Raw genomic sequence first — 26,392 nt, 5'->3', positions numbered from 1 at the left:
CATATTCGTCATTGGAAAGTTGGCTCAGACCAGCCCGTGGAGGAGGCCACCGACATCGAGATGACCGACATCGGCACTGAGGCCGACCGCCGTCGGCGCGGAGATCGAGGCATCGATGCCGCCGGTTCCCGCAAGGCCCGACGCGGAGACGTCAATGCTGGGATTGGTTTCGATCAGCGCGCCCACGTCGAGCGTGTGGGACAGATCGACCGAGCTGCTGGCGCCGGCCGTCACACTTCCACCTGCATCGGCGCTGCCTGACAGCGCACCCGTTGCTGTTCCGAGCAGGCCATCGACCGTGCCGAGCAGGTTTCCGAGAAGAGCCATGTGAACTCCTTTGGGTTGGCAGTTGAGATCGCGACAGAATAGTCGCTGCCCAAGAAGTCGCGCCGGCGCCGAAAGGTTGCGGACTCACATGCGGCCATTTCGTGCTGATTTATTGGGCGAGGAACTTCGGGCGCCGGAGGCGCAGAATGGAGATCCGGATTACGCTGCGTTCCATCGGGGCTACGAGAGCTTGCGTGCCCGACGGGCAAAACACGCCGTCCCTTGGTCGATACCGGCCGCCAAAAATATTCCACTTTACCGAAATTCGGAAACGGCGTATGTTTCGCTCACTCCGGCCCAAGGAAGAGGGCGTATCGCGATCGTCACGAACGCGGGCCGGGCGGCGGTGGACGTGGGTCACATCGGCGCGAAGGGTTTTGCAGGGCGGGCGACCGTGAGCAAAGCCGTCGCGCGCACGACCGGTGTGATCTGCGTACGGCGAAATCGTGTGGTCCTGGCGCCCGGGGTCTGTGCGTCAAGGCTCGTGGTGATGCGTGTGGCTCAACCGGGCCCTCGTGTCAGTCATCTGCGAGACGACGGGGGCAATAGTGCATCGCTCCCCGGGGAGAGCACGACATAAGCTGTCAAACCACTACGCAGGGAAGGCCGGGATGCCTCCGGCTGCCCTGTTACCCGCTGTGCAGTGTAGCGCAATCTACTCATGGCATAGCGGTCAATGGGAGCCAGCCGGCTCCCGCTCTTCCCTGCGCCCTCTTTCAATGGAGGGTGAAACACGAAGCAAAGCTCGGGCGCAATGCGCCGCGCGGATGCGAAGGCGTGTCTGCGACGGTCGTGCAAGTTGAAAAAGCGGCTGCGCTCGCAAGGACGGTGTTGATGCGGCTATGCGCCTCTTTGTGAGTTGTGCATGCGCCTCAGACCGCTACCATGGGCCGCCCCGGAACACGGGAGCCAGCAGCAAGCGGAGGCGACATGAGTGAACAGGAACGCAAAGTGAAGGGATCCGACCTGTTCGTCGCGGCGCTGGAGAACGAAGGCGTCGATCGCATCTTTGGTGTTCCCGGCGAGGAAAACCTTGATCTGGTTGAATCGCTGCGAACCTCCAAAATCGAGCTGATCCTGACCCGCCACGAGCAAGCGGCTGCCTTCATGGCCGCGACCCATGGAAGGCTGACAGGCAAACCCGGCGTGTGCCTCTCCACCCTCGGCCCCGGCGCGCTCAATCTGTCGACCGGCGCAGCCTACGCGCATCTCGGCGCGATGCCGATGATCCTCATTACCGGCCAGAAGCCGATCATGAGCAGTCGGCAGGCGCGCTTCCAGATCGTGGACGTGGTCGCGACCATGAAGCCGCTGACCAAGCTCTCGCGGCAGATCATCAGCGCCTCCTCGATCCCGACCGTGGTGCGCGATGCCTTCCGTGTGGCGATGGAGGAGCGTCCGGGTCCGGTGCATCTGGAATTGCCCGAAGACATCGCGGGCGACGAGGTGCCGGCCACCCCCGTGATTCCGATCCATCCGATCGAGATTCCGGTCGCGCACCGCGCCGCACTCGACCGTGCCGCCGAGATGATTCTGGCGGCAAAGCATCCGCTGGTGATGATGGGCGCGGCGACCAGCCGGCCGCGTTCGACCCACGGCATCGCGAGTTTCGTGCGGCGTACCGGCATTCCCTTTTTCACAACGCAGATGGGCAAGGGCACCGTTCCCGGCGGCACCAATCTCTATATGGGCACCGCGGCGCTGTCCGAGCGTGACTATGTCCACGATGCCATCGACGCCGCCGATCTGATCGTGGCGATCGGCCATGACCCGATCGAGAAGCCGCCCTTCATCATGGGGCCGTCGGGGCCGAAGGTCATTCATGTCAGCTACACCTCGGCCAGCGTCGAGCAGGTCTATTTTCCCGACGCCGAGGTCGTCGGCGACGTCGGCCCAAGCCTGGAGCTTCTGGCCGACCGGCTCGAAGGCAAGCTGCCGCAGGCGGCGGCGCTGTTGCCATTGCGCGAGGAGATCCTCAGCCACATCGCCGACCGCGCCACCGAGACGCGCTGGCCGCCGACGCCGCAGCGTATCGTGCACGACATTCGCCAGGTCATCCCCGAGAACGGCATCGTCGCGCTCGACAACGGCATGTACAAGATCTGGTTCGCGCGCAACTACCGCACCCGCGTCGCCAACACGCTGCTGCTCGACAACGCGCTGGCGACGATGGGCGCCGGTCTGCCGTCGGCGATGATGGCCGCGATGCTCTATCCCGATCGCCGCGTGCTCGCGGTCGCCGGCGACGGTGGTTTCATGATGAACAGCCAGGAGATGGAGACCGCCGTTCGCCTCAAGCTCAATCTCGTCGTGCTGGTGCTGGAGGACAACGCCTACGGCATGATCCGCTGGAAACAGGCCGTCGACCATTTTGCCGATTACGGCATGACCTTTGGCAATCCCGACTTTGCGCTCTACGCCAAGGCTTATGGCGCCAAGGGCCATCGTATCGCAAGCATCGACAGCTTTGGTCCGACGCTCGATGCCGCCTTCAAGGAGGGCGGCCTGCACCTGGTCGCGATCCCGATCGACTATTCCGAGAACGTGCGCGTGCTGGTCGATGAGCTGCGGGCGCACGAGACGACGAAGACTTGAGTTGATGAGCCACGACTGTCTCGACATCGTCATTGCGAGCGCAGCGAAGCAATCCAGAATCCCGCCGCGGAGGCAGTCTGGATTGCTTCGCTGCGCTCGCAATGACGGAGCTTGTGGTGGAGACCGTGCCTGAAAATGCCAACCGCACTTGTGTCGCAAACCCTGATCGCCGACACTCCCAATCCAACCAACCACAGGAATATCGAATGACTCGCGTTCGTTGTGTTACCGAGATGGGCATGGGCGTCGACGTTCACGGCAGGGACGCCACCAAGGCGGCGAAGCGCGCTGTGTCGGATGCGATCCGGCATTCGAGCCTCGGTTTCTTCCGGATGATCGACAAGACCGCGAACGACATGTTTGTCGACGTCACCATCGGCGTGCCGAATCCCGAGGCCGTCGACAAGGAGGCGGTTGCCAAGGAGCTTCCCTACGGCACCGTGACCGTTACCGCGGTCAAGGGCGGACTGGAGATTCCCTCGGCCACGGAAGTGGCCAACGACCCCATCCTCATAGCCAACGCCGCCGTCATCGTTAGTTTCGACAAGGACTAGGCCGGTGTCCGACAGCGATGAAGCGTTGCTGGATCGTCCGATCTGGAGCGCGCTGACGACGAGCCATAAGCATCTGGCCGAAGGCGGCCCCCGCGCGCTGCGCTATCCCGTGGACATGACCCCATTCGCCGACATGGCCGACATGTCGGCGGCAAGCTTTGCCGCGCTCGGCGATCTCATGTCCGGCTCGCAAGTCGCCGCGCTCTTCACGCCAGAGCCGGTCGATGTTCCCTCAGGCTTCCAGGTCGTGCTGGCCGAAACCGGCGAGCAGATGATCGGATCGCCCGCGGACAGCCCGTTGCGCGACGCGGAGATCGTGAGGCTCGGTCAGCCCGACGTTCCGGCGATGATGGCGCTGACGGCGCTGACCAAGCCCGGGCCGTTCGCGTTGCGAACGCATGAGCTCGGCACGTTCCTCGGCATTCGCGCTGGCGGAGAGCTGGTCGCGATGACGGGCGAGCGGATGAAGCCGGGCAAGTTCGTCGAGATGACGGCGGTCTGCGTCCATCCCGACTATCGCGGGCGCGGCTACGCGCAGGCGCTGCTTGCCGCGGTCGCGCGCCAGATCGAGGCGCGCGGCGAGATTCCGTTCCTGCACGTGTTTTCGAACAACACGTCCGCCATTGCGCTCTATCAGCGCCAGGGCATGCGCATCCGCCGTCGTCTGCACGTGACGGCGTTCATGAAGCAGGGATGACGGCCCGGCGCTGCGAGGAGGTCGAACGGGCTTCCCAGCGGCCGATTCGTTGCTATATCCATCGCGACCAATTCGTGGAGGAGCCTATTTATGGACGCCAGGACGCCAGATTTTTCCGCAGCACGGACAGCGATGCAGCGCTACGTCGATCAGGAGATCGTGCCTGGCGTGTCCTGGGCAGTGCTGCGCGGACGCGAGGTGGTCGACCAGCAATGTGTCGGCTTTGCCGATCGCGAGGCGAAGGCGGCGCTCCGGCCGGACCACATTTTCCGCGCGTTCTCCAACGCCAAGATTTTCGTCACCTCCGCGATTATGCTGCTGGTCGAGGAGGGCCGCATCGGGCTCGATGACGCAATCGAGAAATTCCTGCCGCAGCTTGGCAATCGCAAGGTGCTGAAGCAGGGCGCTTCGAGCCTCGTCGATGTCGAGCCCGCGAAAAGCCAAATCACGATCCGCCAGTTGCTGACCCACACGTCGGGTCTCAGCTATGGCATCTTCGATCCCGGCGCGGTGCTGTTCAAAGGCTACAACACGGCGGGCGTGCTCAACCCGCTGACGCCGTTGACCGACATGATCGACAAGCTGGCCGATCTGCCGCTGTCCTATCATCCCGGCACCAGCTGGGAATATTCGGTGGCGACCGACGTGCTCGGTCGCGTCGTGGAGGTCGTCTCGGGCAAGCCGCTAGACGCCTTCTTCAAGGCGCGGATATTCGATCCGCTCGGCATGACCGATACCGGCTTCTCGGTGCCTGAAGCACGGCAGGGCAGGCTGGTTGCGCACTACACCGGCGCCGACGTGCTCGATCCGACGAAGCCCGGCCTGACCCGCGCCGACAATCTGCCTTACCCGCAGGCCTATCGGCGGCCGTTCCCGCGGCTGTCGGGCGGCGGCGGACTGGTCTCGACGCTGCCGGATATGCTCGCGCTGGTGCGCGCCCTGTTGCCCGGGCCGGACGCGCTGCTGAAGCCGGAGACGCTGCGGCTGATGATGACCAACCAGTTGCCAGCGGGTGAGACCATCCGCTTTGCCAATCTCGGGCCGATGCCCGGCAAGGGCTTTGGCCTCGGCGGCGCCGTGACCTTCGCGCCGACGCAGTTCGATCCTCCGAATTCCACGGGCGAATTCCAGTGGGGCGGGCTCGCCGGCACCCATTGGTGGATCTGCCCTGAGGCCAATACCGCCGGTGTCCTGATGGCCCAGCGCCATATGGGTTTCTGGAATCCGTTCTTCTTCGAGTTCAAGCGCCTGGCCTACCGGGCGGTCGGAGGCTGACCGCGGGCGTGCCGAACTATCTCGGTCTCGACGGATTTCGCTTCGGCTGGGTTGCCGCGTGGATCGATGATCGCGGCGATCACGGCTTCGACTATTCGCCGGACCTCACGCGTCTGCTCGCGATGCCGCATGCGCGTGCGATGATCGACATGCCGATCGGGTTGAAGACCGAAGGTTACCGGACGTGCGATTTGCGCGCGCGCGAATTGGTGGGCCCCGCTGTTTTCCTCGGGGCCCGCCGCGATCTCTGGACATTTCCCGATATGACGGCGGCCAATCGCCACTATTGGGAGCACGAGGGCAAGGGCAGGGGCGTCTCTGCGCAGCTCTGGAACATCAGGGACAAGATCAGGGAGGTCGACGAGATCATGACGCCGGCGCGGCAGGCGACGATCGGCGAGGCACATCCGGAATTGATCTTCTGGAATCTTGCAGGGAAAGCCCTGCTTGGGAAGAAGACATCGGCCAAAGGTCGCGAGCAACGCATCGCGCTGTTGGTGCAACATGGCCTTACGCGCTTGCCGAAATGGCTCACGCAACGCCATGGCACCAGTATCGGCCGCGATGATCTCATCGATGCCTGCGCCTGCGCAGTCGCGGCGCGCGGCAGCACGCAGCGCGTTGGCAGGGATGAGATCGATCCGCGTGGCCTGCGGATGGAGATCAATTACTGAGGTGGTGGCCGGCAGAGTTTCGGTCGGGAAAAAGCGGCAATTTATTTGAACCATGCAGGAACTGGCGATGGCCGGCCGGCGTTCCTCGTGCGAACGGAATTGAAAGAAGCTCGTGCGATGAACGATACCAGTCAGTTCGCGACTGCGATGCTCGCGCTCGTTTTCGTTGGAGCACTGCTCGTCACCGGGCAGCTCTTCATCGAGCAGTGCGCCCTGCGCGATGCCGCCTACACCACCAATCATCTGCTGCGGCCGTTGTAATCCGGCTGAATGACTCGGCCTTGCGTCGTTCGATGGCCCGCCTAGATTAGGCGGCATCTCACGCACGAAGCCGGGGTGCCGATGTCTGACTTGTCCGCCTTTCCGATCACCAAGCGCTGGCCTGCCAAACATCCGGAGTTACTCCAGCTCTATTCGCTGCCGACGCCGAACGGCGTCAAGGTTTCGATCATGCTGGAGGAGATCGGGCTAGCTTACGAAGTCCATCTCGTCGATTTCGGCAAGGACGACCAGAAGACACCGGAATTCCTCTCGCTCAATCCGAACGGCAAGATCCCGGCAATCCTCGATCCCAACGGCCCCGGCGGCAGACCGCTGCCGCTGTTCGAGTCCGGTGCGATCCTGCAATATCTCGCAGAGAAGACCGGCAAGCTGCTGCCGCAGGATGCTGCGCGGCGCTACCAGACCATCCAGTGGGTGCACTTCCAGATGGGCGGCATCGGGCCGATGTTCGGCCAGGTCGGATTCTTCCACAAATTCGCCGGCAAGGATTTTGAGGACAAGCGGCCGCGCGATCGCTACGTCAGCGAGGCCAAACGCCTGCTTGGCGTGATGGAGACGCATCTTGCCGGCCGGCATTGGTTCATGGATGACGACTACACCATCGCCGACATTTCCATGCTCGGCTGGGTGCGTAATCTCATCGGTTTCTACGGCGCCGGCGATCTCGTCGGATTCAGTCAGTTCAAGTCGGTTGGTGCCTGGCTCGAACGCGGGCTGGCGAGGCCTGCAGTTGAGCGCGGATTGAATATTCCAAAACGTCCGTGAATCTAGCTCAGCGCCTTGTAGCTCATGTAGAGCGCCATCAGCGCGACAAGCCCGATCATGGTTCGGCGCAGCACCGCCTTGCTGACTCCGTTGGCCGCGCGGGCGCCGAGATCGGTACCGATCCAGAGGCCGGCAACGATGCCGATGATGGCCGGCCACCCGACCATCAGTCCCTTGCTCCAGTAGATCCAGGCAGCTGGGATGTTGGTCGGGATGACCGAGAAGATGAGGCTGACGAGTTGGGCCTGATGCTGCGGCACGCGCAGTCCGGCGGCGAGGCCGACCGTAATCGCGAGCCCGCCGCCAATACCCATGAAGCCGGAGGAAAAGCCCGCAAGCCCGCCGATCAGGAGCAGGGGAAGCCAGGGAAGTTGGTCCCGATCATCGGCGCCGCGACTGCCGTCCTTGCGGTCACGACGCAGGATAAGGAGGGCAATCAGCGCGACCAGATAGACAACGTAGGTCCATTGCAGGACGGCGTCGGGCACGGCAGCCGCGGCATAACCGCCGCCCGCGCCGCCGATAAGAAATCCGAGGCCGATCCAGAGGATCCATGGCAAGGGGCTGTGATTGCCGCTGTGCCAATAGCGACGTACGCCAGCGAGGCCTGTCGGCGGGACCTGCGTGATCAGCGACGTTCCTTGCGCGACGTGCTGCTCCGCGCCGAGCAACAGCACAGCGAAGATGACGAGGCCGCCGCCCGGGCTCGTGCCCATGAAGCCCGAGGTCAGTCCGCCGATGAGACCGACGCCGGCGCCGGCGAGGAGGTCGTGGATCCCCGACATCGCTCACGTCCTCGTTCGTCGCTTGATATCGGGCTTGGTCTTACGAAAGCCGTCGATCACGCCGGCCACAGTCGCCATGCAGGCTGCGACGTCAAAATCCTCGCCCCAGCATTTTTGCAGCACAAAGCCCTGGAAGATCGCGACCAGCACGCGCGCGATCGCATCGGCGCCGAGATCGTGCTTGATCAGGCCGTCGTGCTGGCCGCGTTCGACCAGCGCGACGATCAGCGCGCGCGGCAGGTCGATGCCTTCGACGACACTGGTGCGGACACGGCGGTTGCGCAGCGCCTCGGCCCAGCCATGAATGCCGACGCGGCGCCGTGCTTCGCCGGCGGGATCGGTGAGCCATTGCGCATAGATACGCACCAGCGCGTGCAGCCCTTCGATCGGATCGCCGGAGCCTTGCGCGACCGAGTTGAGGACGGCCTCGCGGCGATGCCGGTCGTCGGCGAGCGCCTCGATCAGATCGTCCTTGCTCTGGAAGTAGAGATAGACCGCGCCGTGGCTCAGGCCCGACCGCTTGACGATGTCGGCCATGCCGGTCTGGTGAAATCCGTTGTCCGAGAAGCAGGCGAGCGCGGCTTCGAGAATCTGCTGACGCCGGTCTTCACGCTTCTTGTCGCTGATCTTGGGCATCCGTCCCGTCCATAAATAACTGACAGATCGATCGTTTTTAAGGAATTGCGGGGAGTTACCAAAATTGGAACGCCATAATAAAAAACGATTAGTCAGTCATTTATATTGGCAAAAGCGATATTGGTCAAGTCCCGGCCGTTGGGGCCGATGAAACCGGAGGATGAAGCGATGGGCGGTCGGCCGCCGAAGGCGACCGCTAGAACAGCCGCCCGCCGTTCGGCACCGGCTTGCTCGGCTGCATCAGCACGACCTTGCCGTCGCCATCGGGGAAGCCGAGCGTCAGCACCTCCGAGACGACAGGTCCGATCTGGCGCGGCGGGAAATTGACGACGGCCGCGACCTGCTGACCGACCAGCGTCTCGATCGGATGGTTTTCGGTGATCTGCGCCGAGCTCTTGCGCACGCCGATGGCCGGGCCGAAGTCGATCCACAGCCGCCAGGCCGGCTTGCGCGCCTCGGGGAACGGTTTTGCATCGACGATGGTGCCGACACGGATATCGACCGCGAGGAACGTGTTGAAGTCGATGGTCGGGGAGGCGGATGCGGCGGGATCGTGGGTGACGTGCATAATGTGTCCGTTCGGAAGAGGTCGAAAGCGTCGTTGGCAATATTGTCGCGCGAAGCGGAGTTTCGTACAACGCACAGCACATTGCGACGCATGCGCGAGGACGTCTTGCCCAACATCATCTACGGCATCAAGAACTGCGACACCATGAAGAAGGCGCGCGCCTGGCTCGATACAAATGGCGTCAGCTACGAGTTCCACGATTACAAGGCCGCCGGCGTCGAGAAGGACAAGCTCAAGCAATGGAGCGACAAGCTCGGCTGGGAGACGCTGCTCAATCGCGCCGGCACCACCTTCAAGAAGCTGCCCGATGCCGACAAGGAAGGTCTGACCGAGAAGAAGGCGCTGGCGCTGATGCTAGCGCAACCATCGATGATCAAGCGGCCGGTGCTCGAAATCGGCGGCAAGCTCCTGGTCGGCTTCAAGCCGGATATTTACGACAAGGAAGTCGGCGCCAAATCGCGCAAGAGCTAATTCAGCTCGATGATCTCGGCGGTGACGCCGGGGCCGGATTGGTCGGCGAATTCCACGACGTCCGCAACGCTGTAGACCGGAAGCCCGCGCGCGACGCATTCGTGATACGCCGGCATCACAAAGGGCGCGAGCCGCGGCCCGACATAATCCTCCAGCAGGATTCCCTTGCCGGTATGGCCGTAGGCGCGCGAGATCCGCGTGCCCTCGCTCTGGATGGTCAGGCGCGGCGTCGGTGTCGAATCGTCCACCGTGTAATAGATGAGATCGGACAGCTCTTCCTCGAGTCGCGCGGGCTGATACTCCCAGATCGCCGGCGCAGTCTGCTGGCGTGCATAGAGTCGCAGCCACGTGTTGAGCAGGTCACGCTGCTTGATCGACTTGACGACGGAGGGAGCGGCACTGGCGAAATCCAAAACAATAGTCCCGGCGAATGAAACCCGCGCATGATCGCTGCCGCGGGAAAATTTTTGATGAAGGCTGGCGCGCGGGACCAAAGACCGTTAACGACGGCTTGATGACCGGTGTCTTGCGAACCGGAAGGCCGGCAGGCGCAACATCACAACACCTCCAACTAAGGGAGCATAAGACTCCCGGCCGGAGCCCTGACCTGCTCAGCTTTCCGCCTTGCCTAACCCCCGTCACCTCCGGCATATTCCGCGCCCGGAGGCGGCGTTCCGGGAAGGCTCCATGCCCGGAAAGCCGAAGCAACAAGGACAGCCACGCGCATTGTGCGGGCAGGGGGAAATCTGTTTGGCCGATGAGTTCATTCTCGAAACGGAAGGCTTGACCAAGGAGTTCGCGGGCTTCTTCGCCGTCCGCGACGTTGCGCTCAAGGTTCGCCGTGGGAGTATCCACGCGTTGATCGGCCCGAACGGTGCCGGCAAGACGACGTGCTTCAATCTTCTGACCAAGTTTCTCAAACCTTCTGCCGGGAAAATCCTGTACAAGGGACAGGACATCACCGCGATGGCGCCCGCCGACGTCGCTCGTTTAGGGCTGGTACGTTCATTCCAGATCTCGGCGGTATTTCCGCACATGACCGCATTGGAGAATGTTCGTGTCGCGCTCCAGCGCCAGCACGGCAGCTCCTTCGATTTCTGGCGTTCCAAGTCGGTGCTTAACCGCTTCAACGATCGTGCGCGTGAGTTGCTGAACGATGTCGGCCTCAGCGAGTTCGCCAATACGCCGGCAGTCGAGATGGCTTATGGACGCAAGCGTGCGCTCGAGATTGCAACCACGCTCGCACTTGACCCGGAGATGATGCTTCTGGACGAGCCTATGGCCGGTATGGGCCACGAGGACATCGACAAGATTGCGGCGCTGATCAAGCGCATCTCGGCGAAATATACCATTCTGATGGTCGAGCATAATTTGAGCGTGGTGGCCAATCTCTCCGACATCATCACCGTGCTGACGCGCGGGCAGGTGCTTGCGCAAGGCCATTACAGCGAGCTCACCAAGGACGAGCGCGTCAAGGAAGCCTATTTGGGAGCCGGTCATGCCTGAGACTGCAATGGCCGAAGCTCCGGCGAAGACCGCAACCGGTGGCAACATCCTCCAGGTCCGCAACTTGGAGGCCTGGTACGGCGAGTCCCATATCCTGCACGGGATCAATTTCGACGTGAACGCAGGCGAGGTCGTCACGCTGCTCGGGCGCAACGGCGCCGGCAAGACGACCACGCTAAAGTCGATCATGGGCATCATCGGCAAACGTGCCGGCTCGATCAAATTCAACAACCAGGACGTCATCCGCGCGACCTCCGACAAGATCGCGCGCATGGGCATCGCGTTCTGCCCGGAGGAGCGGGGGATTTTCGCCAGTCTCGACGTGCGGGAGAATTTGTTGCTGCCGCCGGTGGTGCGCCCGGGCGGACTGCCGCTCGAACAGATCTTCGATCTGTTTCCGAACCTGAAGGAGCGGCTCAACAGCCAGGGCACCAAGCTGTCAGGCGGCGAGCAGCAGATGCTCGCGATCGCGCGCATCCTGCGCACCGGCGCCAGCTTCCTGATGCTGGACGAGCCGACCGAAGGTCTCGCGCCGGTCATCATTCAGCAGATCGGTCACACCATTGCGCGGCTGAAGAAGGAAGGTTTTACGATCCTTCTGGTCGAGCAGAACTTCCGGTTCGCATCCACCGTCGCCGACCGCTATTACGTCGTCGAGCACGGCAAGATCATTGACGGATTTTCCAATGCGGAGCTTGCCGCCAACATGGACAAGCTCCACACCTATCTCGGCGTCTAGGACGGCCAAGGGCCGGACGGTCACGAGAAGATTCACGAGGGAAGTAGCATGAAAAAGTCGATTGCATCGTTGTTGCTCGGCACTGCGTTGGCCGTTACCACCGCTGGCGCGAGCTTCGCGCAGGACAAGACGGTCAAGATCGGTGCGCTGTCCGATCAGTCCGGTCTCTATGCCGACCTCGGTGGGCCCGGCTCGACGCTCGCAGCCCAAATGGCTGTTGAAGATTCCGGCCTCGCGGGCAAGGGCTGGAAGATCGACATCATCTCGGGCGATCACCAGAACAAGCCGGATATCGGCACCGCGATCGCGCGGCAGTGGTTCGACGTCGACAAGGTCGACATCATCGTCGACGTGCCGAATTCCGGCGTAGCGCTCGCCGTCAACAACGTCGTGAAGGAAAAGAACGGCGTCTACATCAATTCGGGGGCGGCGACCTCCGACCTCACCAACGCGCAGTGCTCGCCCAACACCGTGCACTGGACCTACGACACCTACATGCTGGCGCACACCACGGGCCAGGCGCTGGTGAAGGCCGGTGGCGACACCTGGTTCTTCCTGACTGCGGACTACGCCTTCGGTGCGGCGCTCGAGCGCGACACCACCGCCGTCATCACCGCCAACGGCGGCAAGGTCGTCGGCGGCGTCAAGCATCCGCTCAACACGCCGGACTTCTCGTCCTTCCTGCTCCAGGCGCAGGCCTCCAAGGCCAAGATCATCGGCCTTGCCAATGCCGGCGGCGACACCACGAATACGATCAAGCAGGCTGCCGAGTTCGGCATCGTCAAGGGCGGCCAGAAGCTGGCGGCGCTGCTCTTGTTCCTCACCGACGTCAAGGCGATCGGTCTGGAAACCGCGCAGGGCCTGAACTTCACCGAGACCTTCTACTGGGACATGAACGACCAGACCCGCGCCTTCTCCAAGCGGTTCTCGGCGAAGATGAAGAGCAGCGCTCCGCCGACCATGGTGCAGGCGGGCGTCTATGCCGGCGTGCGCCACTATCTCAAGGCGCTGGACGCGCTCGGCGGCAATCCGCATGACGGCGTCAAGGTCGTCGAGAAGATGAAGTCGATGCCGACGGAAGACGATCTGTTCGGCAAGGGCGAGATCCAGCCCAACGGTCGCACCATCCACAATGCCTATCTGTTCGAGGTGAAGAAGCCCTCCGAGTCCAAGGGACCGTGGGACTTCTACAAGCTCGTCGGCACGGTGCCGGGCGACCAGGCCTTCACGCCGCTCTCTGAGAGCAAGTGCGCGCTGCTCAAGAAGTAAGACCAACAGCCCGCCGGCAGCTCACCGGCGGGCGCTACTTTGGGAACGCCGAAGGGACTGGGTGCTGGATCGATGCAGGCTCTCTACGCACAGCTACTGGTGGGACTGATCAACGGCTCGTTCTACGCGTTGCTCAGTCTCGGGCTCGCCGTCATCTTCGGCATGCTCAACATCATCAATTTCGCCCATGGCGCGCTCTACATGATGGGCGCCTTCGTCGCCTATTTCCTGCTGAACCTCGGCGGCATCAATTACTGGTGGGCGCTGCTGCTGGCGCCGATCATCGTCGGCATCTTCGGCATGATCCTGGAACGGACCATGCTGCAATGGCTGACCGGGCTCGACCATCTCTACGGCCTGCTGCTGACCTTCGGCATCGCACTGATCGTGCAGGGTGTGTTCCAGAACTACTTTGGCTCCTCCGGCATGCCTTACGCCATTCCGGACCAGCTCAAGGGCGGCATGAATCTCGGCTTCATGTTCTTACCCGTCTATCGCGGTTGGGTCGTCATCTTCTCGCTGGTCGTGTGTATTGCGACCTGGTTCCTGATCGAGAAGACGCGGCTCGGCGCTTATTTGCGTGCCGCCACTGAAAATCCGACGCTGGTGCGCGCCTTCGGCATCAACGTGCCGCGCATGATCACATTGACCTACGGCCTCGGCGTCGGCCTCGCGGCGCTCGCCGGCGTGCTCTCGGCACCGATCAACCAGGTCCGGCCGCTGATGGGCGCCGACCTCATCATCGTGGTGTTCGCGGTGGTGGTGATCGGGGGCATGGGATCGATCATGGGCTCCATCATCACCGGCTTCGCGCTCGGTGTGATCGAGGGACTGACCAAATATTTCTATCCCGAGGCCTCCAACACCGTCGTCTTCGTGCTGATGGTGCTGGTGCTCTTGGTGAAGCCAACGGGATTGACGGGAAGGGCAGCCTGATATGACAGCCTTGACGGACGACACGCTGCCGATGACCCCGCGCGCGATGCGGGACGAGATGATCGTGTTCGCGGTGATGGCGCTGCTGCTCGCGTCGGTGCCCTTTACGGGAGTCTATCCGTTCTTCGTGATGCAGGCCCTGTGCTTCGCGCTGCTCGCCTGCGCCTTCAATCTTCTGATCGGCTATGGCGGTCTGCTGTCGTTCGGCCACGCGATGTTCATGGGCACCGCCGGCTATTGCAGCGCGCACGCGCTGAAAGTATGGGCGTTGCCGCCCGAGCTCGGCATCCTCGTTGGTATCGCTGCGGCATTCGGGCTGTCGCTCATCACCGGCTACATCTCGATCCGCCGCCAGGGCATCTATTTCTCGATGATCACGCTGGCGCTGTCGCAGCTGCTGTACTTCATCTACCTCCAGGCGCCGTTCACCCATGGCGAGGACGGCATCCAGGGCATTCCGCAGGGGCACATGTTCGGCGTCCTCGACCTGTCCAAGCCGACCGTGCTCTACTATGTCGTGCTGGTCGGCTTCCTCGCGGGCTTCCTGCTGATCTACCGCATCATCAACTCGCCGTTCGGCGAGGTCCTGAAGTCGATCCGCGAGAACGAGCCGCGCGCCATCTCGCTCGGCTACCGGACCGACCAGTACAAGTTCCTGGCGTTCGTGCTGTCGGGGACGCTGGCAGGCTTTGCCGGCGCGCTGAAAGTGTTCGTGGCGCAGAACGCCTCGCTCACCGACGTGCATTGGTCGATGTCGGGCGAGGTCGTGCTGATGACGCTGGTCGGCGGTCTCGGCACTATTTTCGGTCCGGTGGTCGGCGCCTTCGCGATCATCGCCATGCAGCAATATCTGGCCGGCTTCGGCCAGTGGGTGACGGTGATCCAGGGCTCGATCTTCGTGATCTGTGTGCTCACCTTCCGCCGCGGCGTCGTTGGCGAAGTCGCCCATTACTTCCGGCGGTCGCTCTAAATCATTGATATCGCAGCAGTTTGATTGGTGCGTGAAAGCGGTGGATGAGCCGGCTTCGCGGGCGTGAGATGACACGCGCGTGGAGCGAAAATGGTCTATGACAGTTTTATGACGGCCCGTTCGGGCCGGGCCATTTCCAACCGGTAGCCTATCCCCATGATGCGATGGTTTCGCGCGTTCCTGCCCAAGGAAGAACGGTTCTTCGACCTGTTCGACCGCCACGCCCAGACCGTGATCCAGGGTTCGATTGCACTTCAGGGCATGCTCAACGGAGGCGAGGAGACGCCGGTCTATTGCCAGCGCGTCAACCAGTTCGAGAACGACGCCGACAACATCACGCGCGAGGTGCTGACGGCGGTGCGCCGCACCTTCATCACGCCGTTCGACCGTGGCGACATCAAGAATCTCATCACCTCGATGGACGACGCCATCGACCAGATGCAACAGACGGCCAAGGCCGTGATGCTGTTCGAGGTTCGCAGCTTCGAGCCGCCGATGCGCGAGATCGGCGGGCTCCTGATCGAATGCGCCAATCTGGTCGGCCGTGCGCTGCCGCTCATGCAATCGATCGGCCCGAACGTCGCGATGCTGTCGGCGATCACGGAAGAGCTGGGCAAGCTGGAGGGCCGCGTCGACGACCTCCACGACATCGGTCTGAAGGAGCTGTTCCACAAGCATCGCAACGGCAATGCGATGGATTTCATCGTCGGCGTCGAGATCTACGACCATCTCGAAAAGGTCGCCGATCGCTTCGACGACGTCGCGAACGAGATCAACAGCATCGTCATCGAGCAAGTTTAGGGCAGGGGCCGCGCCGTGGATGCTGCGTTGGGTCTTCCCGTCCTGGTCGGACTGATCGCCGTCGCACTGCTGTTCGACTTCCTGAACGGCCTGCACGACGCCGCCAATTCGATCGCGACCATCGTCTCGACCCGGGTGTTGCGGCCGCAATTCGCGGTGATCTGGGCTGCGTTCTTCAATTTCGTCGCCTTCATGGTGTTCGGTCTGCACGTTGCCCAGACCATCGGCACCGGTATCATCGATCCCGCGATCGTCGATGCCCAGGTGATCTTCGCGGCGCTTGTCGGCGCCATCGTCTGGAATCTCGTGACCTGGGCGCTCGGTATTCCGTCCTCGTCCTCGCACGCGCTGATCGGCGGCCTCGTCGGCGGCGGGATGGCCAAGGCCGGACTATCGGCGGCGGTCTGGAGCGGACTGACCAAGGCGGTGCTGGCGATCGTGCTGTCGCCGCTGGTCGGCTTCCTCCTGGCGATGATGCTGGTCGCGATCGTGTCCTGGGCCTCGGTGCGCTCGACACCGTTCGCGGTCGACCGCGCCTTCCGTATCCTGCAATTTGCCTCCGCTTCGCTTTATTCGCTCGGCCATGGCGGCAATGACGCGCAGAAGACCATGGGCATCATTGCCGTGCTGCTCTATTCGCAGGGCCATCTCGGCGGCGAATTCACGGTGCCGTTCTGGGTGGTGCTGTCCTGCCAGGCCGCGATGGCGCTGGGCACGCTGATGGGCGGCTGGCGCATCGTCCGCACCATGGGCCTGCGCATCACCAAGCTGACGCCGATGCAGGGCTTTTGCGCCGAGACCGGGGGAGCTGTGACCCTGTTCATGGCCACCTTCCTCGGCGTTCCCGTCTCGACCACCCACACCATCACCGGCGCCATCGTCGGCGTCGGCGCGGCCCGCCGCGTCTCGGCGGTGCGCTGGAACGTGGCGAGCTCGATCGTCTATGCCTGGGTGATCACGATCCCGGCCTCGGCCATCGTCGCGGCGCTGAGCTGGTGGGCGGTCCAGATCTTCAGGTAACGAGCTTCAGCCCGACGATGCCGGCAACGATCAGGCCGATGCTGGCGAGGCGAAGCGCGGTGGCGGGCTCGCCGAGCAGGATGATGCCGAGCGCCGCGGTGCCGACCGCGCCGATGCCGGTCCAGACGGCATAGGCGGTTCCGACGGGCAGTGACTTGAGAGCGAGTCCGAGCAGGATCACGCTGCCGGCCATGGCCGCGAGCGTGATGACGGACGGAACCAGCCTGGTAAAACCCTCAGTATATTTCAGGCCGATCGCCCAGGTGATCTCAAGAAGACCGGCGAAGAACAGGATGCTCCAGGCCATGACGACCCTCCATTCAAGGCAGGGTCGTCCCCGCGGACATGACTTGTGAAAAGGAGGGCCGTCCCTCCCAAAAGGGCGATATGGGGCTGGCCGGAACGCTCTGCAATCACCAAATCAGGCTTGATCAGGCCCATTTTCCCTGCCAAACGCTCCCGCCATGTCCGACATCGCCACCACAGCCGAATCGCCGGCCCGTTCCCCGCTTGCCGCTGAAGTGTCGCGGCGGCGCACTTTTGCGATCATTTCGCATCCGGACGCCGGCAAGACCACGCTGACCGAAAAGCTGCTGCTGTTCGGTGGCGCCATCAATCTGGCCGGCCAGGTCAAGGCCAAGGGCGAACGGCGCAACACCCGCTCGGACTGGATGAAGATCGAGCGCGAGCGCGGCATTTCGGTCGTGACCTCGGTGATGACCTTCGAGTTTGAAGGTCTTGTCTTCAACCTGCTGGACACACCGGGTCACGAAGACTTTTCGGAAGACACTTATCGTACGCTGACTGCGGTCGATTCCGCGGTCATGGTGATCGACGCCGCCAAGGGCATCGAGGCGCGGACCCGCAAGCTGTTCGAGGTGTGTCGTCTTCGAGATATCCCGATCATCACCTTCATCAATAAAATGGATCGCGAGAGCCGCGACGTGTTCGAGCTGCTCGACGAGATCGAGAAGACGCTGGCACTCGATACCACGCCGATGACCTGGCCGGTCGGCCGCGGCCGCGACTTCCTCGGCACCTATGACGTCGTCAATGGCGGCGTACGCCTGCTTGAAGGCGGCGGCGCCAAGACGGGCGCTGCGCAGCAGATCGAGATCGCTGAGCTCGCCAAGCTCAATGCGAACCTCGACGTCTCCGGGGTGAAGGACGAGCTTGAGCTCGTGACTGAAGCCTCAAAGCCATTTGAGCTCGACGCGTTTCGCGAGGGCCATCTGACGCCGGTTTATTTCGGCAGCGCGCTACGCAATTTCGGTGTCGGCGACCTCCTCGAAGGCCTCGGCAAGTTCGCGCCCGAACCGCGTGCCCAGGACAGCGATCAGCGCAGGGTCGAAGCGACCGATCCGCGCATGAGCGCCTTCGTTTTCAAGATCCAGGCCAACATGGATCCGAACCACCGCGACCGCATCGCGTTCGCGCGGCTCTGCTCCGGCAAGCTCAGCCGCGGCATGAAGGCGAAGCTGGTGCGCACCGGCAAGAGCATGCCGCTGTCGAGTCCGCAATTCTTCTTTGCCCAGGACCGTTCGGTCGCGGACGAGGCTTTTGCCGGCGACGTCGTCGGCATTCCCAATCACGGCACGCTGCGCATCGGCGATACGCTGACCGAGGGCGAGGATTTCAACTTTGTCGGCGTGCCGAGCTTCGCGCCTGAAATCGTCCGCCGTGTCCGTCTCACTGACGCGATGAAGGCGAAGAAGCTGAAGGAAGCGCTTCAGCAGATGTCGGAAGAGGGCGTCGTGCAGGTGTTCCGTCCGCGCGACGGCGCGCCGGCGCTGGTTGGCGTGGTCGGCGCGCTGCAGCTCGACGTGCTCAAGGCGCGGCTGGAAGCGGAATATTCGCTGCCGGTCGAGTTCGAGGTGAGCGAATTCCAGCTCGCGCGTTGGGTCTCTTCGGAGGATCGCAAGAAGCTCGACGCGTTCCTCGCAGCAAACACCTCGAGCATCGCCGACGATGTCGACGGCGATCCCGTGTATCTGGCCCGGAACGAGTTCTATCTCGGCTACACCAGGGAACGCGCCGAGGGCATCGAGTTCACCAACGTCAAGGACGTCAAGAAGAAGGGGTAGGGCGCGCCCCGGCGGCTCAAGCGCGAGCATGTGAACGGCCGTGGGCTTGACGCTTTCACGGACAGTGCCACGTTTCACTGACGTGACATGGTGAGTTCAAAGCATGTGGCGCGGCATTCTCGTTCTTGTTCTGCTGGCGGTCTCGACGACCGCGGCCGACGCGCAGCGCCGCCAGATCAATCCGATTCCGTTTGCGCATGAGCCGTGCAGTGTGCTCGACGGCCGGCCCTGCACGCCGTCCTATTGCAGTCCGCTTGAACCCGGACCCTGCATCCCCGAAATCGACTATCCCTACGGGCAGAACCTCCAGCTCACGATTCAGAGCGTGCCGTCCGAGGCCGACCGCGCCAAATACGAAAAGCCGGATCACGATCTCGATACGATCGGCGACCTCTTCGCCGAGCTGCGCACCTGCTGGTCGCCGCCATCTGACAATGCGCGGACGGGGATGCAGATGTCGGTGCGCTTCAGCTTCAACAAGACCGGCGGCCTGATCGGCCCGCCGCGCCTGACATACGCGACCGCAGGCGTCCCGGCCGATACAAGGACGACCTATCTCAACGCGATCAATTCATCGCTGAACGCCTGCCTGCCGCTGAAATTCACCAGCGGTCTCGGTGGCGCTCTGGCCGGGCGTCCGATCGCGATCCGCTACGTCGATAATCGCGAGACTGGCAAGTAGCGCATCAGTTGCGACCGACGGCCAATCGATGATACGCCATAAGCGGGGACGCTGGTTGAGGGGAGGATGTCGTGGGTCTGCTGGTCATGATCCTGGGGCTGGTGCTGTTTTTCGCCGCCCATGTTTTCACAACGAAACGTGACGCGCGCGCGCAGGCGATCGCGCGGCTAGGCGAGGGGACCTACAAGATCCTCTATGCGGTGGTCTCGCTTGCGGGGCTGGCGCTGATCGTCTGGGGCTTTGGCCACTATCGTGCGACCGGCTGGATCGATGTCTGGTACCCGCCGAAGGCGCTGAAGCACATCACGGTTGCGCTGATGCTGCCCGCCGTGATCCTGGTGGTCGCGTCATATTTGCGCGGACGCATCTATGCGACGCTGAAGCATCCGATGCTCGCCGGCGTCAAGCTCTGGGCGGCGGCGCATCTGCTCGCCAATGGCGATCTCGGCTCCATCATCCTGTTCGGCTCGTTCCTGGGCTGGGGGGTCTATGACCGCATTTCGCTCAAGCATCGCACCGACCCCGGCGCGCCGCCGATTCCGGTGGGCGGCGTCACCAACGACCTGATCGCGGTCGCGGTCGGCGTCGTCGCCTACCTGGCGCTGGCGTTTGCGTTCCATCCTGTCGTGATCGGCGTTCCCGTCATGGGTAGCTAGCCGATCAGCGCAAGACAGCGGCCGCGTGCCCGTGCGCGGAAGGTGACAAAAGCAACAAGCCAAGGGCCCTCCGATGGACTGGTCGAAATCTCTGATCCCGCCGATGCGGTTTGAGGCGCGTTTTGGCGATCGGGTGGTCCCGGCCTTCACCGATCGACCGGCTCATCTCTGGGCGATGATTGCCGAGGCTTGCGCGCGCAACGGCGATGGTGAAGCGCTGGTCTGTGGCAATGTCAGGCTCGGCTGGCGGCAGGCGGCGGAGCAGGCCGCGCGGATTGCATCGGGCTTTCGCAAGCTCGGCCTGCAACGCGGCGACCGTGTTGCGATCCTGCTCGGCAACCGCATCGAATTTCCGCTGCTGCTGTTCGCCGCCGCGCATGAGGGGCTGGTCACGGTGCTGCTCAGCACGCGCCAGCAGAAGCCGGAGATCGCGTATGTTCTCAGCGATTGCGGCGCCAAGATCCTGATCCACGAAGCGGGTCTCGCCGAGCGGCTGCCCGATGCGCAGGATGTGCCCGATGTGGTCCACCGCATCCCCATCGACAGTGATCCGGCTCTGTCTCGCTTCGCGGTGCTCGCCGACAACGCGCCGGCCCCAATGCCGGTCGACGTCAGCGAGGAGGATACCGCGATGATCCTCTACACCTCGGGCACGACAGGTAAGCCGAAGGGCGCGATGCTCGCCCATTGCAACATCGTGCATTCCTCGATGGTGTTCGTGTCCTGCCTGCAATTGACCGCAGCCGACCGCTCGATTGCAGCCGTGCCGCTCGGGCACGTCACGGGCGTCGTCGCCAACATCACGACCATGATCCGCTGCGGCGGCGCCCTGATCATCATGCCGGAATTCAAGGCGGCTGATTATCTCAAGCTCGCGGCGCGCGAGCGCGTCACCTACACGGTCATGGTGCCGGCGATGTATAATCTCTGCCTGCTGCAGCCGGACTTCGACAGCTATGATCTCTCGAGCTGGCGCATCGGCGGTTTTGGCGGCGCGCCGATGCCGGTCGCGACCATCGAGAAGCTCAAGGCGACAATTCCGGGCCTGAAGCTCGCGAACTGCTACGGCGCGACCGAGACGACGTCGCCGTCCACCATCATGCCCGGCGAGTTGACGGCAAGCCATATCGACAGTGTCGGTCTGCCGTGTCCGGGTGCGCGGATCATCGCGATGGGAGCGGACGGGCGCGAGCTGCCGCCCGGCGAGATCGGCGAGCTCTGGGTCCACAGCGCCTCCGTCATCAAGGGTTACTGGAACAACCCGAAGGCCACGGCCGAGAGTTTCTCTGGCGGCTTCTGGCATTCGGGCGATCTCGGCTCAGTCGATGCCGAAGGATTCGTCCGTGTGTTCGATCGGCAGAAGGACATGATCAACCGCGGCGGCCTGAAGATTTATTCCGCTGAGGTCGAATCGGTGCTGGCCGGCCACCCCGCCGTGGTCGAGAGCGCGATCATCGCAAAGCCATGCCCGGTGCTGGGCGAGCGCGTCCATGCGGTGGTGGTTACGCGTATCCAGGTCAGCAGCGACGATCTGCGGGCCTGGTGCGCCGAGCGGCTGTCCGATTACAAGGTGCCGGAGACCATGACGATCACGGCCGAGCCCCTCCCGCGCAATGCCAACGGCAAGGTGGTGAAGCGCCAGCTGCAGGAGCTGCTGGTCGGGGCCTGAATGGGGTCGGGTGGGGCACCGGGATATCCCGGATCGCGCGTTAACGCCTTGATCGGCCTTGCTTTGCCTTGCCACCGCCATATCGATAGGGTATCGCCGCCGCGACGTGGGGACGGGCTTTAGACGCGCGCGATCTGGCGCGCGCTCCCGGCCGGGCATGGGAACAGCTTAAGTGTCTGAATTATTTGACGAAGTCGACGAGGAAGTACGTCGCGAGCAGCTCAAAAAGCTGTGGGACAAATATTCGCTCTACTTCATCGCCCTCATGGTGCTCGTCGTGGCGGCCGTGGGCGGCTGGCGCGGCTACCAGTACCTTGAGGCCAAGAGGGCCGCCGAGGCCGGCGCCGTCTTCGAGAAGGCCGTTGAGCTGTCGGAGCAGGGCAAGCACGCGGAGGCCGAGACGGCCTTTGCCGACCTCGCTGCCAAGGCCCCATCTGGCTACCGCACCCTGGCGCGGCTCCGCGCCGCGGCCGAAGCATCCGCCCGCGATCCCAAGGCTGCGGCCAAGATGTATGACGACATCGCCGCTGACAGCAGCGTCGGCAGCGAGTGGCGGGATCTTGCCAGGATTCGCGCCGCCGGTTTGCTGGTGGACAACGCGAGCTACGCCGACATCCAGCAGCGGCTGGAAACCTCTGCCGAGCCCAAATCGACCTTCCGCCACAGCGCCCGCGAGATCCTGGCGCTGTCGGCCTGGCGCAACAACGACATGACCGCGGCCCGCAAATGGGTCGACGCGATCGCCGAGGACGGCGAAACGCCGCCGGGCCTGCGCTCGCGCGCCGAGGCGCTCCAGGCCCTGCTGCCGCCCGTCGCCAAGAGCTGATCGAGAGCTGACGGTCAAGTGAGCTAAGACGAGATATCGATATGCGCCGTACGCCACGTTTGATCACAGCCGCTGTCCTGATCGCCTTTACGGGCGTCCTGGGCGGCTGCTCCAGCGGCGGCTTCGATCCGAGCGATCTGCTCGACTTCCTCGACACCAAGAAGAAGCTGCCGGGCGAACGCAAGCCCGTCTTCCCCGAGGGCGTGCCGGGTCTCGAGCAGGGCGTGCCGAAGGACATGTATAAGGGCGCGCAGCAGCAGCAGGATGCGCCTGCCGTCGCGGCACTGCCGGCCGAGCCGCCGCCGGCTGAGCCGGCGAAATCGTCGAAATCCGCCAAGGGCAAGAAGACCAGGCAGCCGGCCGCGACCGCAGCCGCGCCGGCTGAAGCGCCCCCCGGCGAGGTCGATGGCGAGGCCCAGCCCGAGGCGGCACCGGCGCAGGGTGCCCCGCCGCCCAAGCACAAGATCGTCCGCAAGCGCACCACCGCGCCGCCGCCGGATCAAACCGCTCAGCCGGCGGCACAATCAACGCAGACCACCCAGCAGCAGCAGTCGCAGGGCGCCTTCCCGGCACCGATGCCCAGCGGCAGTTTCTCCCGCTGATATTTTTCACCGATTTGACAGTCGCCACCTCCGCGGCGCACGAATGACCAATGTCCTTTACGATTGCCATTATCGGCCGACCCAATGTCGGCAAGTCGACGCTGTTCAACCGCCTGGTTGGACAGAAGCTCGCGCTTGTCGATGATCTGCCCGGCGTCACCCGCGACCGCCGCGAGGGCGAGGCCAGGCTCGGCGATCTCGAATTCACCATCATCGACACCGCTGGCCTCGACGAAGGTGCCAAGGGCTCGCTGACGGCGCGGATGCAGGAGCAGACCGAAGCTGCGATCGCGCAGGCCGACGCACTGTTCTTCGTGATCGATGCCCGCATCGGCCTTACGCCGACCGATCGCGCCTTCGCCGATTTCGCTCGCCGCGCCAATAAGCCGGTGCTTCTTGTCGCCAACAAGAGCGAAGGCAAGCACGGCGATGCCGGCGCGATGGAATCCTTTGCGCTCGGCCTCGGCGATCCCATCCAGGTCTCGGCCGAACATGGCGAGGGCATGGGCGAACTCTACGACGCGCTCGCCAAGCTGATGCCGGTACCCGTCGACGAGGATGAGGCCGAGGACGACGAGCCGCTCACCGAGGAAGAGGCCGCGACGCGTCCGATCCGGGTCGCCATCGTCGGCCGTCCCAATGCCGGCAAGTCGACCATGATCAATCATCTGCTCGGCGAGGAGCGCCTGCTGACGAGCCCCGAGGCCGGCACCACGCGCGACTCCATTGCGGTCGAGATCAACTGGAAGGGCCGCAAATTTCGCGTGTTCGACACGGCGGGCCTGCGCCGGCGCTCGCGCATCGAGGAGAAGCTGGAGAAGCTCTCGGTCGCCGACGCCTTGCGCGCGGTGCGCTTTGCCGAAGTCGTCGTGATGATGATGGACGCGCAGAACCGCTTCGAGGAGCAGGATCTGCGCATCGCCGACCTGATCGAGCGCGAGGGCCGGGCGATGGTGCTCGCCGTCAACAAATGGGACCTGATGGAGACCAAGGGCGGCGGCGCGATCTCGACGTTGCGCCGCGACGCCGACCACTGGCTGCCACAGGTCAAGGGCGTGCCGATCGTCGCCGTGTCCGGCCTGATGGGCGAGGGCATCGATCGTCTGATGCAGGCGATCCAGGATGCCTATGCGCTCTGGAACAGGCGCGTGTCGACTTCGGCTTTGAACCGCTGGTTCGAGGAAGCTGTCCAGGCCAACCCGCCACCCGCCGTGTCCGGCCGCCGGCTGAAGCTGAACTACATCACCCAGACCAAGGCGCGCCCGCCGAGCTTCGTGTTGTTCTGCTCACGCGCGGATGCAGTGCCGCAGTCCTACTTGCGCTACCTCATCAACTCGATGCGGGAGGCCTTCGACCTGCCGGGCACGCCGGTGCGCATCACCCTGCGCGAGAAGGCCAATCCCTTCGCCCACAAGCGCAAGCGGCCGTCGTGAGCGGCGAGGCGATGGCGCAAGGCGCGCTCTCACGCGGGACAGGCACCGGCGCTGTCGGTCGTCAATTTCATCGCGCAGTGGCCGCGACGAAGACGGTCTCGTAGGGTGGGCAAAGCGGAGCGTGCCCACCGCTTCTTCGTTTGCGGAGAGATGGTGGGGCACGGTGCTTTCGCTCCTTGCCCACCCTTACGGCAGCGTCGACTGCCTTACTTCTTCACCAGCGGACACTCGCTGTCCTTGAGCGGCCTGGCGGCATCTTCCGCCGGGATGTTCGCGACCAGCTTGTAATAATCCCACGGCCCCTTCGATTCCTCCGGCTTCTTCACCTCGAACAGATAGGCCGGGATGATGCGGCGGCCATCCTCGCGGAGCGGGCCCTTGCCGAACAGCGGATCGTCGGTCGGGATTTCCTTCATCTTGGCGACGACCTTGGCGCCGTCATGCGGATTGCCGCCGAGCGCCTCGAGCGCCTTGAGGTAATGGATCACGCCGGCATAATTGCCGGCCTGGGTCATCGACGGCATCGCATGGTTGGTCACTTTCTCCTGGAAGCGCTTGGACCAGGCACGGGTCTTGTCGTTCAGGTCCCAGTAGAAGGATTCTGTGAAGGTCAGACCGTGCGCGGTCTTGAGGCCGAGCGAATGGACGTCGTTGATGAAGAGCAGCAGTGCAGCGAGCTTCTGGCCGCCTTCGACGATGCCGAACTCAGCCGCCTGCTTGATCGCGTTGGTGGTGTCGCCGCCGGCATTGGCAAGGCCGACGATCTTGGCCTTGGAGTTCTGTGCCTGTAGCAGGAACGACGAGAAGTCCGACGTGTTGAGCGGATGCTTGACGCCGCCGAGCACCTTGCCGCCGTTGGCGGTAACCACCGCGCTGGTGTCACGCTCGAGCGCGGCGCCAAAGGCGTAATCGGCGGTCAGGAAGAACCAGCTATCGCCGCCGGCCTTGGTCAGCGCCTTGCCGGTGCCGTTGGCGAGCATGTAGGTGTCGTAGGTGTAGGAGATGGTGTTGGCGTTGCAGGCCTTGCCGGTGAGGTCGGCGCTGGCACCGCCATTGTTGAGCAGGACGACGTTCTTTTCCTTGGCGACGTTGCTGACCGCCAGCGCCACGCCGGAGTTCGGCGTGTCGGTGATCATGTCGACCTTCTGGGTGTCGATCCACTGCCGTGCGATGTTGACCCCGATGTCCGGCTTGTTCTGGTGATCGCCGCTGAGGACCTCGATCTTCCAGCCCTTGGCAGCCAGACCGGAATCCTCCACCGCCATCTTGACCGCCACCACTGAGTTGGGGCCGCCGATGTCGGCGTAGAGGCTGGACATGTCGTTGAGCACGCCGATCGTGACAGTCTTGTCCTGGGCGTAGGCGGATGTGGCAAAACCGAAAGCAGCGCAGGCCAGAAGGGCCGCGGAGCGGCGCGCGAACGTCGTCGTCATAAAAGGTCTCCTCCATTGTCAAATATGCGGGCGGCTCTCTTGCGGAGCCTTGTTCCGCCGGATTCCGTAGCCGGTCCGACGGTCGGCGGCAATGCGCCTAAAGCCGGATGACGCTGCGTTGGTGCGTCATCCGTCGG

The 26,392-nt window shown here is 63.6% G+C and carries 29 protein-coding genes; 22 read left to right on the top strand and 7 right to left on the bottom strand.

Features of this window, described 5'->3' with window-relative positions; all coding sequences use genetic code 11:
* Positions 1-24: 24 nt before the first annotated feature.
* Positions 25-327 carry a hypothetical protein gene (locus JJC00_RS23265; protein WP_200468253.1) on the bottom strand — a complete coding sequence of 101 codons (303 nt, stop codon included), beginning with the start codon at positions 325-327 and terminating at the stop codon, positions 25-27.
* Positions 328-1,257: 930 nt separating this feature from the next.
* Between JJC00_RS23265 and JJC00_RS23260 the strand changes: the two genes are divergently transcribed.
* The 7 genes from JJC00_RS23260 (at position 1,258) to JJC00_RS23230 (ending at position 7,169) form a co-directional block, all read left to right on the top strand.
* Positions 1,258-2,922, top strand: a complete 1,665-nt coding sequence (locus JJC00_RS23260) for an acetolactate synthase large subunit (RefSeq protein WP_200468252.1) — start codon at positions 1,258-1,260, stop codon at positions 2,920-2,922.
* A 206-nt stretch (positions 2,923-3,128) separates the two neighbouring features.
* Positions 3,129-3,476, top strand: a complete 348-nt coding sequence (locus tag JJC00_RS23255) for a Lin0512 family protein (protein WP_200468251.1) — start codon at positions 3,129-3,131, stop codon at positions 3,474-3,476.
* A 4-nt stretch (positions 3,477-3,480) separates the two neighbouring features.
* Positions 3,481-4,173, top strand: coding sequence for a GNAT family N-acetyltransferase (locus JJC00_RS23250; protein WP_200468250.1), 693 nt, complete (start codon positions 3,481-3,483; stop codon positions 4,171-4,173).
* A 90-nt stretch (positions 4,174-4,263) separates the two neighbouring features.
* The gene (locus tag JJC00_RS23245; protein ID WP_200468249.1) at positions 4,264-5,448 is read left to right on the top strand and encodes a serine hydrolase domain-containing protein; all 1,185 of its coding nucleotides are present in this window, start codon (positions 4,264-4,266) and stop codon (positions 5,446-5,448) included.
* Between the two features lie 8 nt (positions 5,449-5,456).
* Positions 5,457-6,122, top strand: coding sequence for a DUF429 domain-containing protein (locus JJC00_RS23240; protein ID WP_200468248.1), 666 nt, complete (start codon positions 5,457-5,459; stop codon positions 6,120-6,122).
* Between the two features lie 117 nt (positions 6,123-6,239).
* The gene (locus JJC00_RS23235) at positions 6,240-6,383 is read left to right on the top strand and encodes a hypothetical protein (protein WP_200468247.1); all 144 of its coding nucleotides are present in this window, start codon (positions 6,240-6,242) and stop codon (positions 6,381-6,383) included.
* Positions 6,384-6,464: 81 nt separating this feature from the next.
* Positions 6,465-7,169, top strand: coding sequence for a glutathione S-transferase family protein (locus JJC00_RS23230; RefSeq protein WP_200468246.1), 705 nt, complete (start codon positions 6,465-6,467; stop codon positions 7,167-7,169).
* Between the two features lie 2 nt (positions 7,170-7,171).
* Here JJC00_RS23230 and JJC00_RS23225 read toward each other — a convergent pair whose 3' ends face one another.
* The 3 genes from JJC00_RS23225 to JJC00_RS23215 all read right to left on the bottom strand — a co-directional run bounded on the left by JJC00_RS23225 (position 7,172) and on the right by JJC00_RS23215 (position 9,158).
* Positions 7,172-7,954 carry a sulfite exporter TauE/SafE family protein gene (locus tag JJC00_RS23225; RefSeq protein WP_200468245.1) on the bottom strand — a complete coding sequence of 261 codons (783 nt, stop codon included), beginning with the start codon at positions 7,952-7,954 and terminating at the stop codon, positions 7,172-7,174.
* A 3-nt stretch (positions 7,955-7,957) separates the two neighbouring features.
* The gene (locus JJC00_RS23220; protein WP_200468244.1) at positions 7,958-8,590 is read right to left on the bottom strand and encodes a TetR/AcrR family transcriptional regulator; all 633 of its coding nucleotides are present in this window, start codon (positions 8,588-8,590) and stop codon (positions 7,958-7,960) included.
* Positions 8,591-8,786: 196 nt separating this feature from the next.
* On the bottom strand, positions 8,787-9,158 hold the full coding sequence (locus JJC00_RS23215; RefSeq protein ID WP_200468243.1) for a tRNA-binding protein: 372 nt from the start codon (positions 9,156-9,158) through the stop codon (positions 8,787-8,789).
* Between the two features lie 105 nt (positions 9,159-9,263).
* Between JJC00_RS23215 and JJC00_RS23210 the strand changes: the two genes are divergently transcribed.
* On the top strand, positions 9,264-9,629 hold the full coding sequence (locus tag JJC00_RS23210) for an ArsC family reductase (RefSeq protein ID WP_200474205.1): 366 nt from the start codon (positions 9,264-9,266) through the stop codon (positions 9,627-9,629).
* On the opposite strand, the gene JJC00_RS23205 is transcribed toward JJC00_RS23210, so the two are convergent.
* Positions 9,626-10,042 carry a hypothetical protein gene (locus JJC00_RS23205; RefSeq protein ID WP_200468242.1) on the bottom strand — a complete coding sequence of 139 codons (417 nt, stop codon included), beginning with the start codon at positions 10,040-10,042 and terminating at the stop codon, positions 9,626-9,628. The genes JJC00_RS23210 and JJC00_RS23205 overlap by 4 nt on opposite strands.
* A gap of 337 nt (positions 10,043-10,379) precedes the next feature.
* Between JJC00_RS23205 and JJC00_RS23200 the strand changes: the two genes are divergently transcribed.
* The 7 genes from JJC00_RS23200 to JJC00_RS23170 all read left to right on the top strand — a co-directional run bounded on the left by JJC00_RS23200 (position 10,380) and on the right by JJC00_RS23170 (position 16,870).
* Complete coding sequence (locus tag JJC00_RS23200) at positions 10,380-11,135, top strand: ABC transporter ATP-binding protein (protein ID WP_200474204.1); 756 nt, start codon at positions 10,380-10,382, stop codon at positions 11,133-11,135.
* Positions 11,128-11,874: an ABC transporter ATP-binding protein gene (locus JJC00_RS23195; protein WP_200468241.1), complete on the top strand. Its 747-nt coding sequence runs from the start codon at positions 11,128-11,130 to the stop codon at positions 11,872-11,874. Before JJC00_RS23200 ends, JJC00_RS23195 begins: the two co-directional genes overlap by 8 nt.
* Positions 11,875-11,922: 48 nt before the next feature.
* Positions 11,923-13,143, top strand: a complete 1,221-nt coding sequence (locus tag JJC00_RS23190; RefSeq protein WP_200468240.1) for an ABC transporter substrate-binding protein — start codon at positions 11,923-11,925, stop codon at positions 13,141-13,143.
* A 72-nt stretch (positions 13,144-13,215) separates the two neighbouring features.
* Positions 13,216-14,079, top strand: a complete 864-nt coding sequence (locus JJC00_RS23185) for a branched-chain amino acid ABC transporter permease (protein WP_027535195.1) — start codon at positions 13,216-13,218, stop codon at positions 14,077-14,079.
* Position 14,080: 1 nt separating this feature from the next.
* Positions 14,081-15,049, top strand: a complete 969-nt coding sequence (locus JJC00_RS23180) for a branched-chain amino acid ABC transporter permease (RefSeq protein ID WP_200468239.1) — start codon at positions 14,081-14,083, stop codon at positions 15,047-15,049.
* A 156-nt stretch (positions 15,050-15,205) separates the two neighbouring features.
* On the top strand, positions 15,206-15,850 hold the full coding sequence (locus tag JJC00_RS23175) for a DUF47 domain-containing protein (protein WP_200468238.1): 645 nt from the start codon (positions 15,206-15,208) through the stop codon (positions 15,848-15,850).
* A gap of 15 nt (positions 15,851-15,865) precedes the next feature.
* Positions 15,866-16,870, top strand: coding sequence for an inorganic phosphate transporter (locus tag JJC00_RS23170; protein ID WP_200468237.1), 1,005 nt, complete (start codon positions 15,866-15,868; stop codon positions 16,868-16,870).
* On the opposite strand, the gene sugE is transcribed toward JJC00_RS23170, so the two are convergent.
* A complete protein-coding gene (gene sugE / locus JJC00_RS23165) occupies positions 16,863-17,177 on the bottom strand; it encodes a quaternary ammonium compound efflux SMR transporter SugE (RefSeq protein ID WP_200468236.1) in 315 nt (104 codons plus the stop codon). The two genes, JJC00_RS23170 and sugE, sit on opposite strands and share 8 nt — an antisense overlap.
* Positions 17,178-17,334: 157 nt before the next feature.
* On the opposite strand from sugE, the gene JJC00_RS23160 reads away from it, so the two are divergent.
* The 7 genes from JJC00_RS23160 to der all read left to right on the top strand — a co-directional run bounded on the left by JJC00_RS23160 (position 17,335) and on the right by der (position 24,822).
* The gene (locus tag JJC00_RS23160; RefSeq protein ID WP_200468235.1) at positions 17,335-18,954 is read left to right on the top strand and encodes a peptide chain release factor 3; all 1,620 of its coding nucleotides are present in this window, start codon (positions 17,335-17,337) and stop codon (positions 18,952-18,954) included.
* Positions 18,955-19,057: 103 nt separating this feature from the next.
* Complete coding sequence (locus JJC00_RS23155) at positions 19,058-19,636, top strand: hypothetical protein (protein ID WP_200468234.1); 579 nt, start codon at positions 19,058-19,060, stop codon at positions 19,634-19,636.
* A 71-nt stretch (positions 19,637-19,707) separates the two neighbouring features.
* The gene (locus JJC00_RS23150) at positions 19,708-20,292 is read left to right on the top strand and encodes an NnrU family protein (protein WP_200468233.1); all 585 of its coding nucleotides are present in this window, start codon (positions 19,708-19,710) and stop codon (positions 20,290-20,292) included.
* 73 nt (positions 20,293-20,365) lie between these two features.
* Positions 20,366-21,961 carry a class I adenylate-forming enzyme family protein gene (locus JJC00_RS23145; RefSeq protein WP_200468232.1) on the top strand — a complete coding sequence of 532 codons (1,596 nt, stop codon included), beginning with the start codon at positions 20,366-20,368 and terminating at the stop codon, positions 21,959-21,961.
* A 172-nt stretch (positions 21,962-22,133) separates the two neighbouring features.
* Positions 22,134-22,787: a tetratricopeptide repeat protein gene (locus JJC00_RS23140; RefSeq protein ID WP_200468231.1), complete on the top strand. Its 654-nt coding sequence runs from the start codon at positions 22,134-22,136 to the stop codon at positions 22,785-22,787.
* A 41-nt stretch (positions 22,788-22,828) separates the two neighbouring features.
* Positions 22,829-23,389: a hypothetical protein gene (locus tag JJC00_RS23135; protein ID WP_200468230.1), complete on the top strand. Its 561-nt coding sequence runs from the start codon at positions 22,829-22,831 to the stop codon at positions 23,387-23,389.
* Between the two features lie 50 nt (positions 23,390-23,439).
* Positions 23,440-24,822 carry a ribosome biogenesis GTPase Der gene (gene der / locus JJC00_RS23130; protein ID WP_200468229.1) on the top strand — a complete coding sequence of 461 codons (1,383 nt, stop codon included), beginning with the start codon at positions 23,440-23,442 and terminating at the stop codon, positions 24,820-24,822.
* Between the two features lie 206 nt (positions 24,823-25,028).
* On the opposite strand, the gene JJC00_RS23125 is transcribed toward der, so the two are convergent.
* Complete coding sequence (locus JJC00_RS23125) at positions 25,029-26,255, bottom strand: ABC transporter substrate-binding protein (protein ID WP_200468228.1); 1,227 nt, start codon at positions 26,253-26,255, stop codon at positions 25,029-25,031.
* Positions 26,256-26,392 lie beyond the last annotated feature (137 nt).

This window comes from Bradyrhizobium diazoefficiens, assembly GCF_016616885.1.
In the GTDB taxonomy this organism is placed as follows: Bacteria; Pseudomonadota; Alphaproteobacteria; order Rhizobiales; family Xanthobacteraceae; genus Bradyrhizobium; species Bradyrhizobium diazoefficiens_F.
This window is presented reverse-complemented; position numbering and strand designations above follow the sequence as displayed.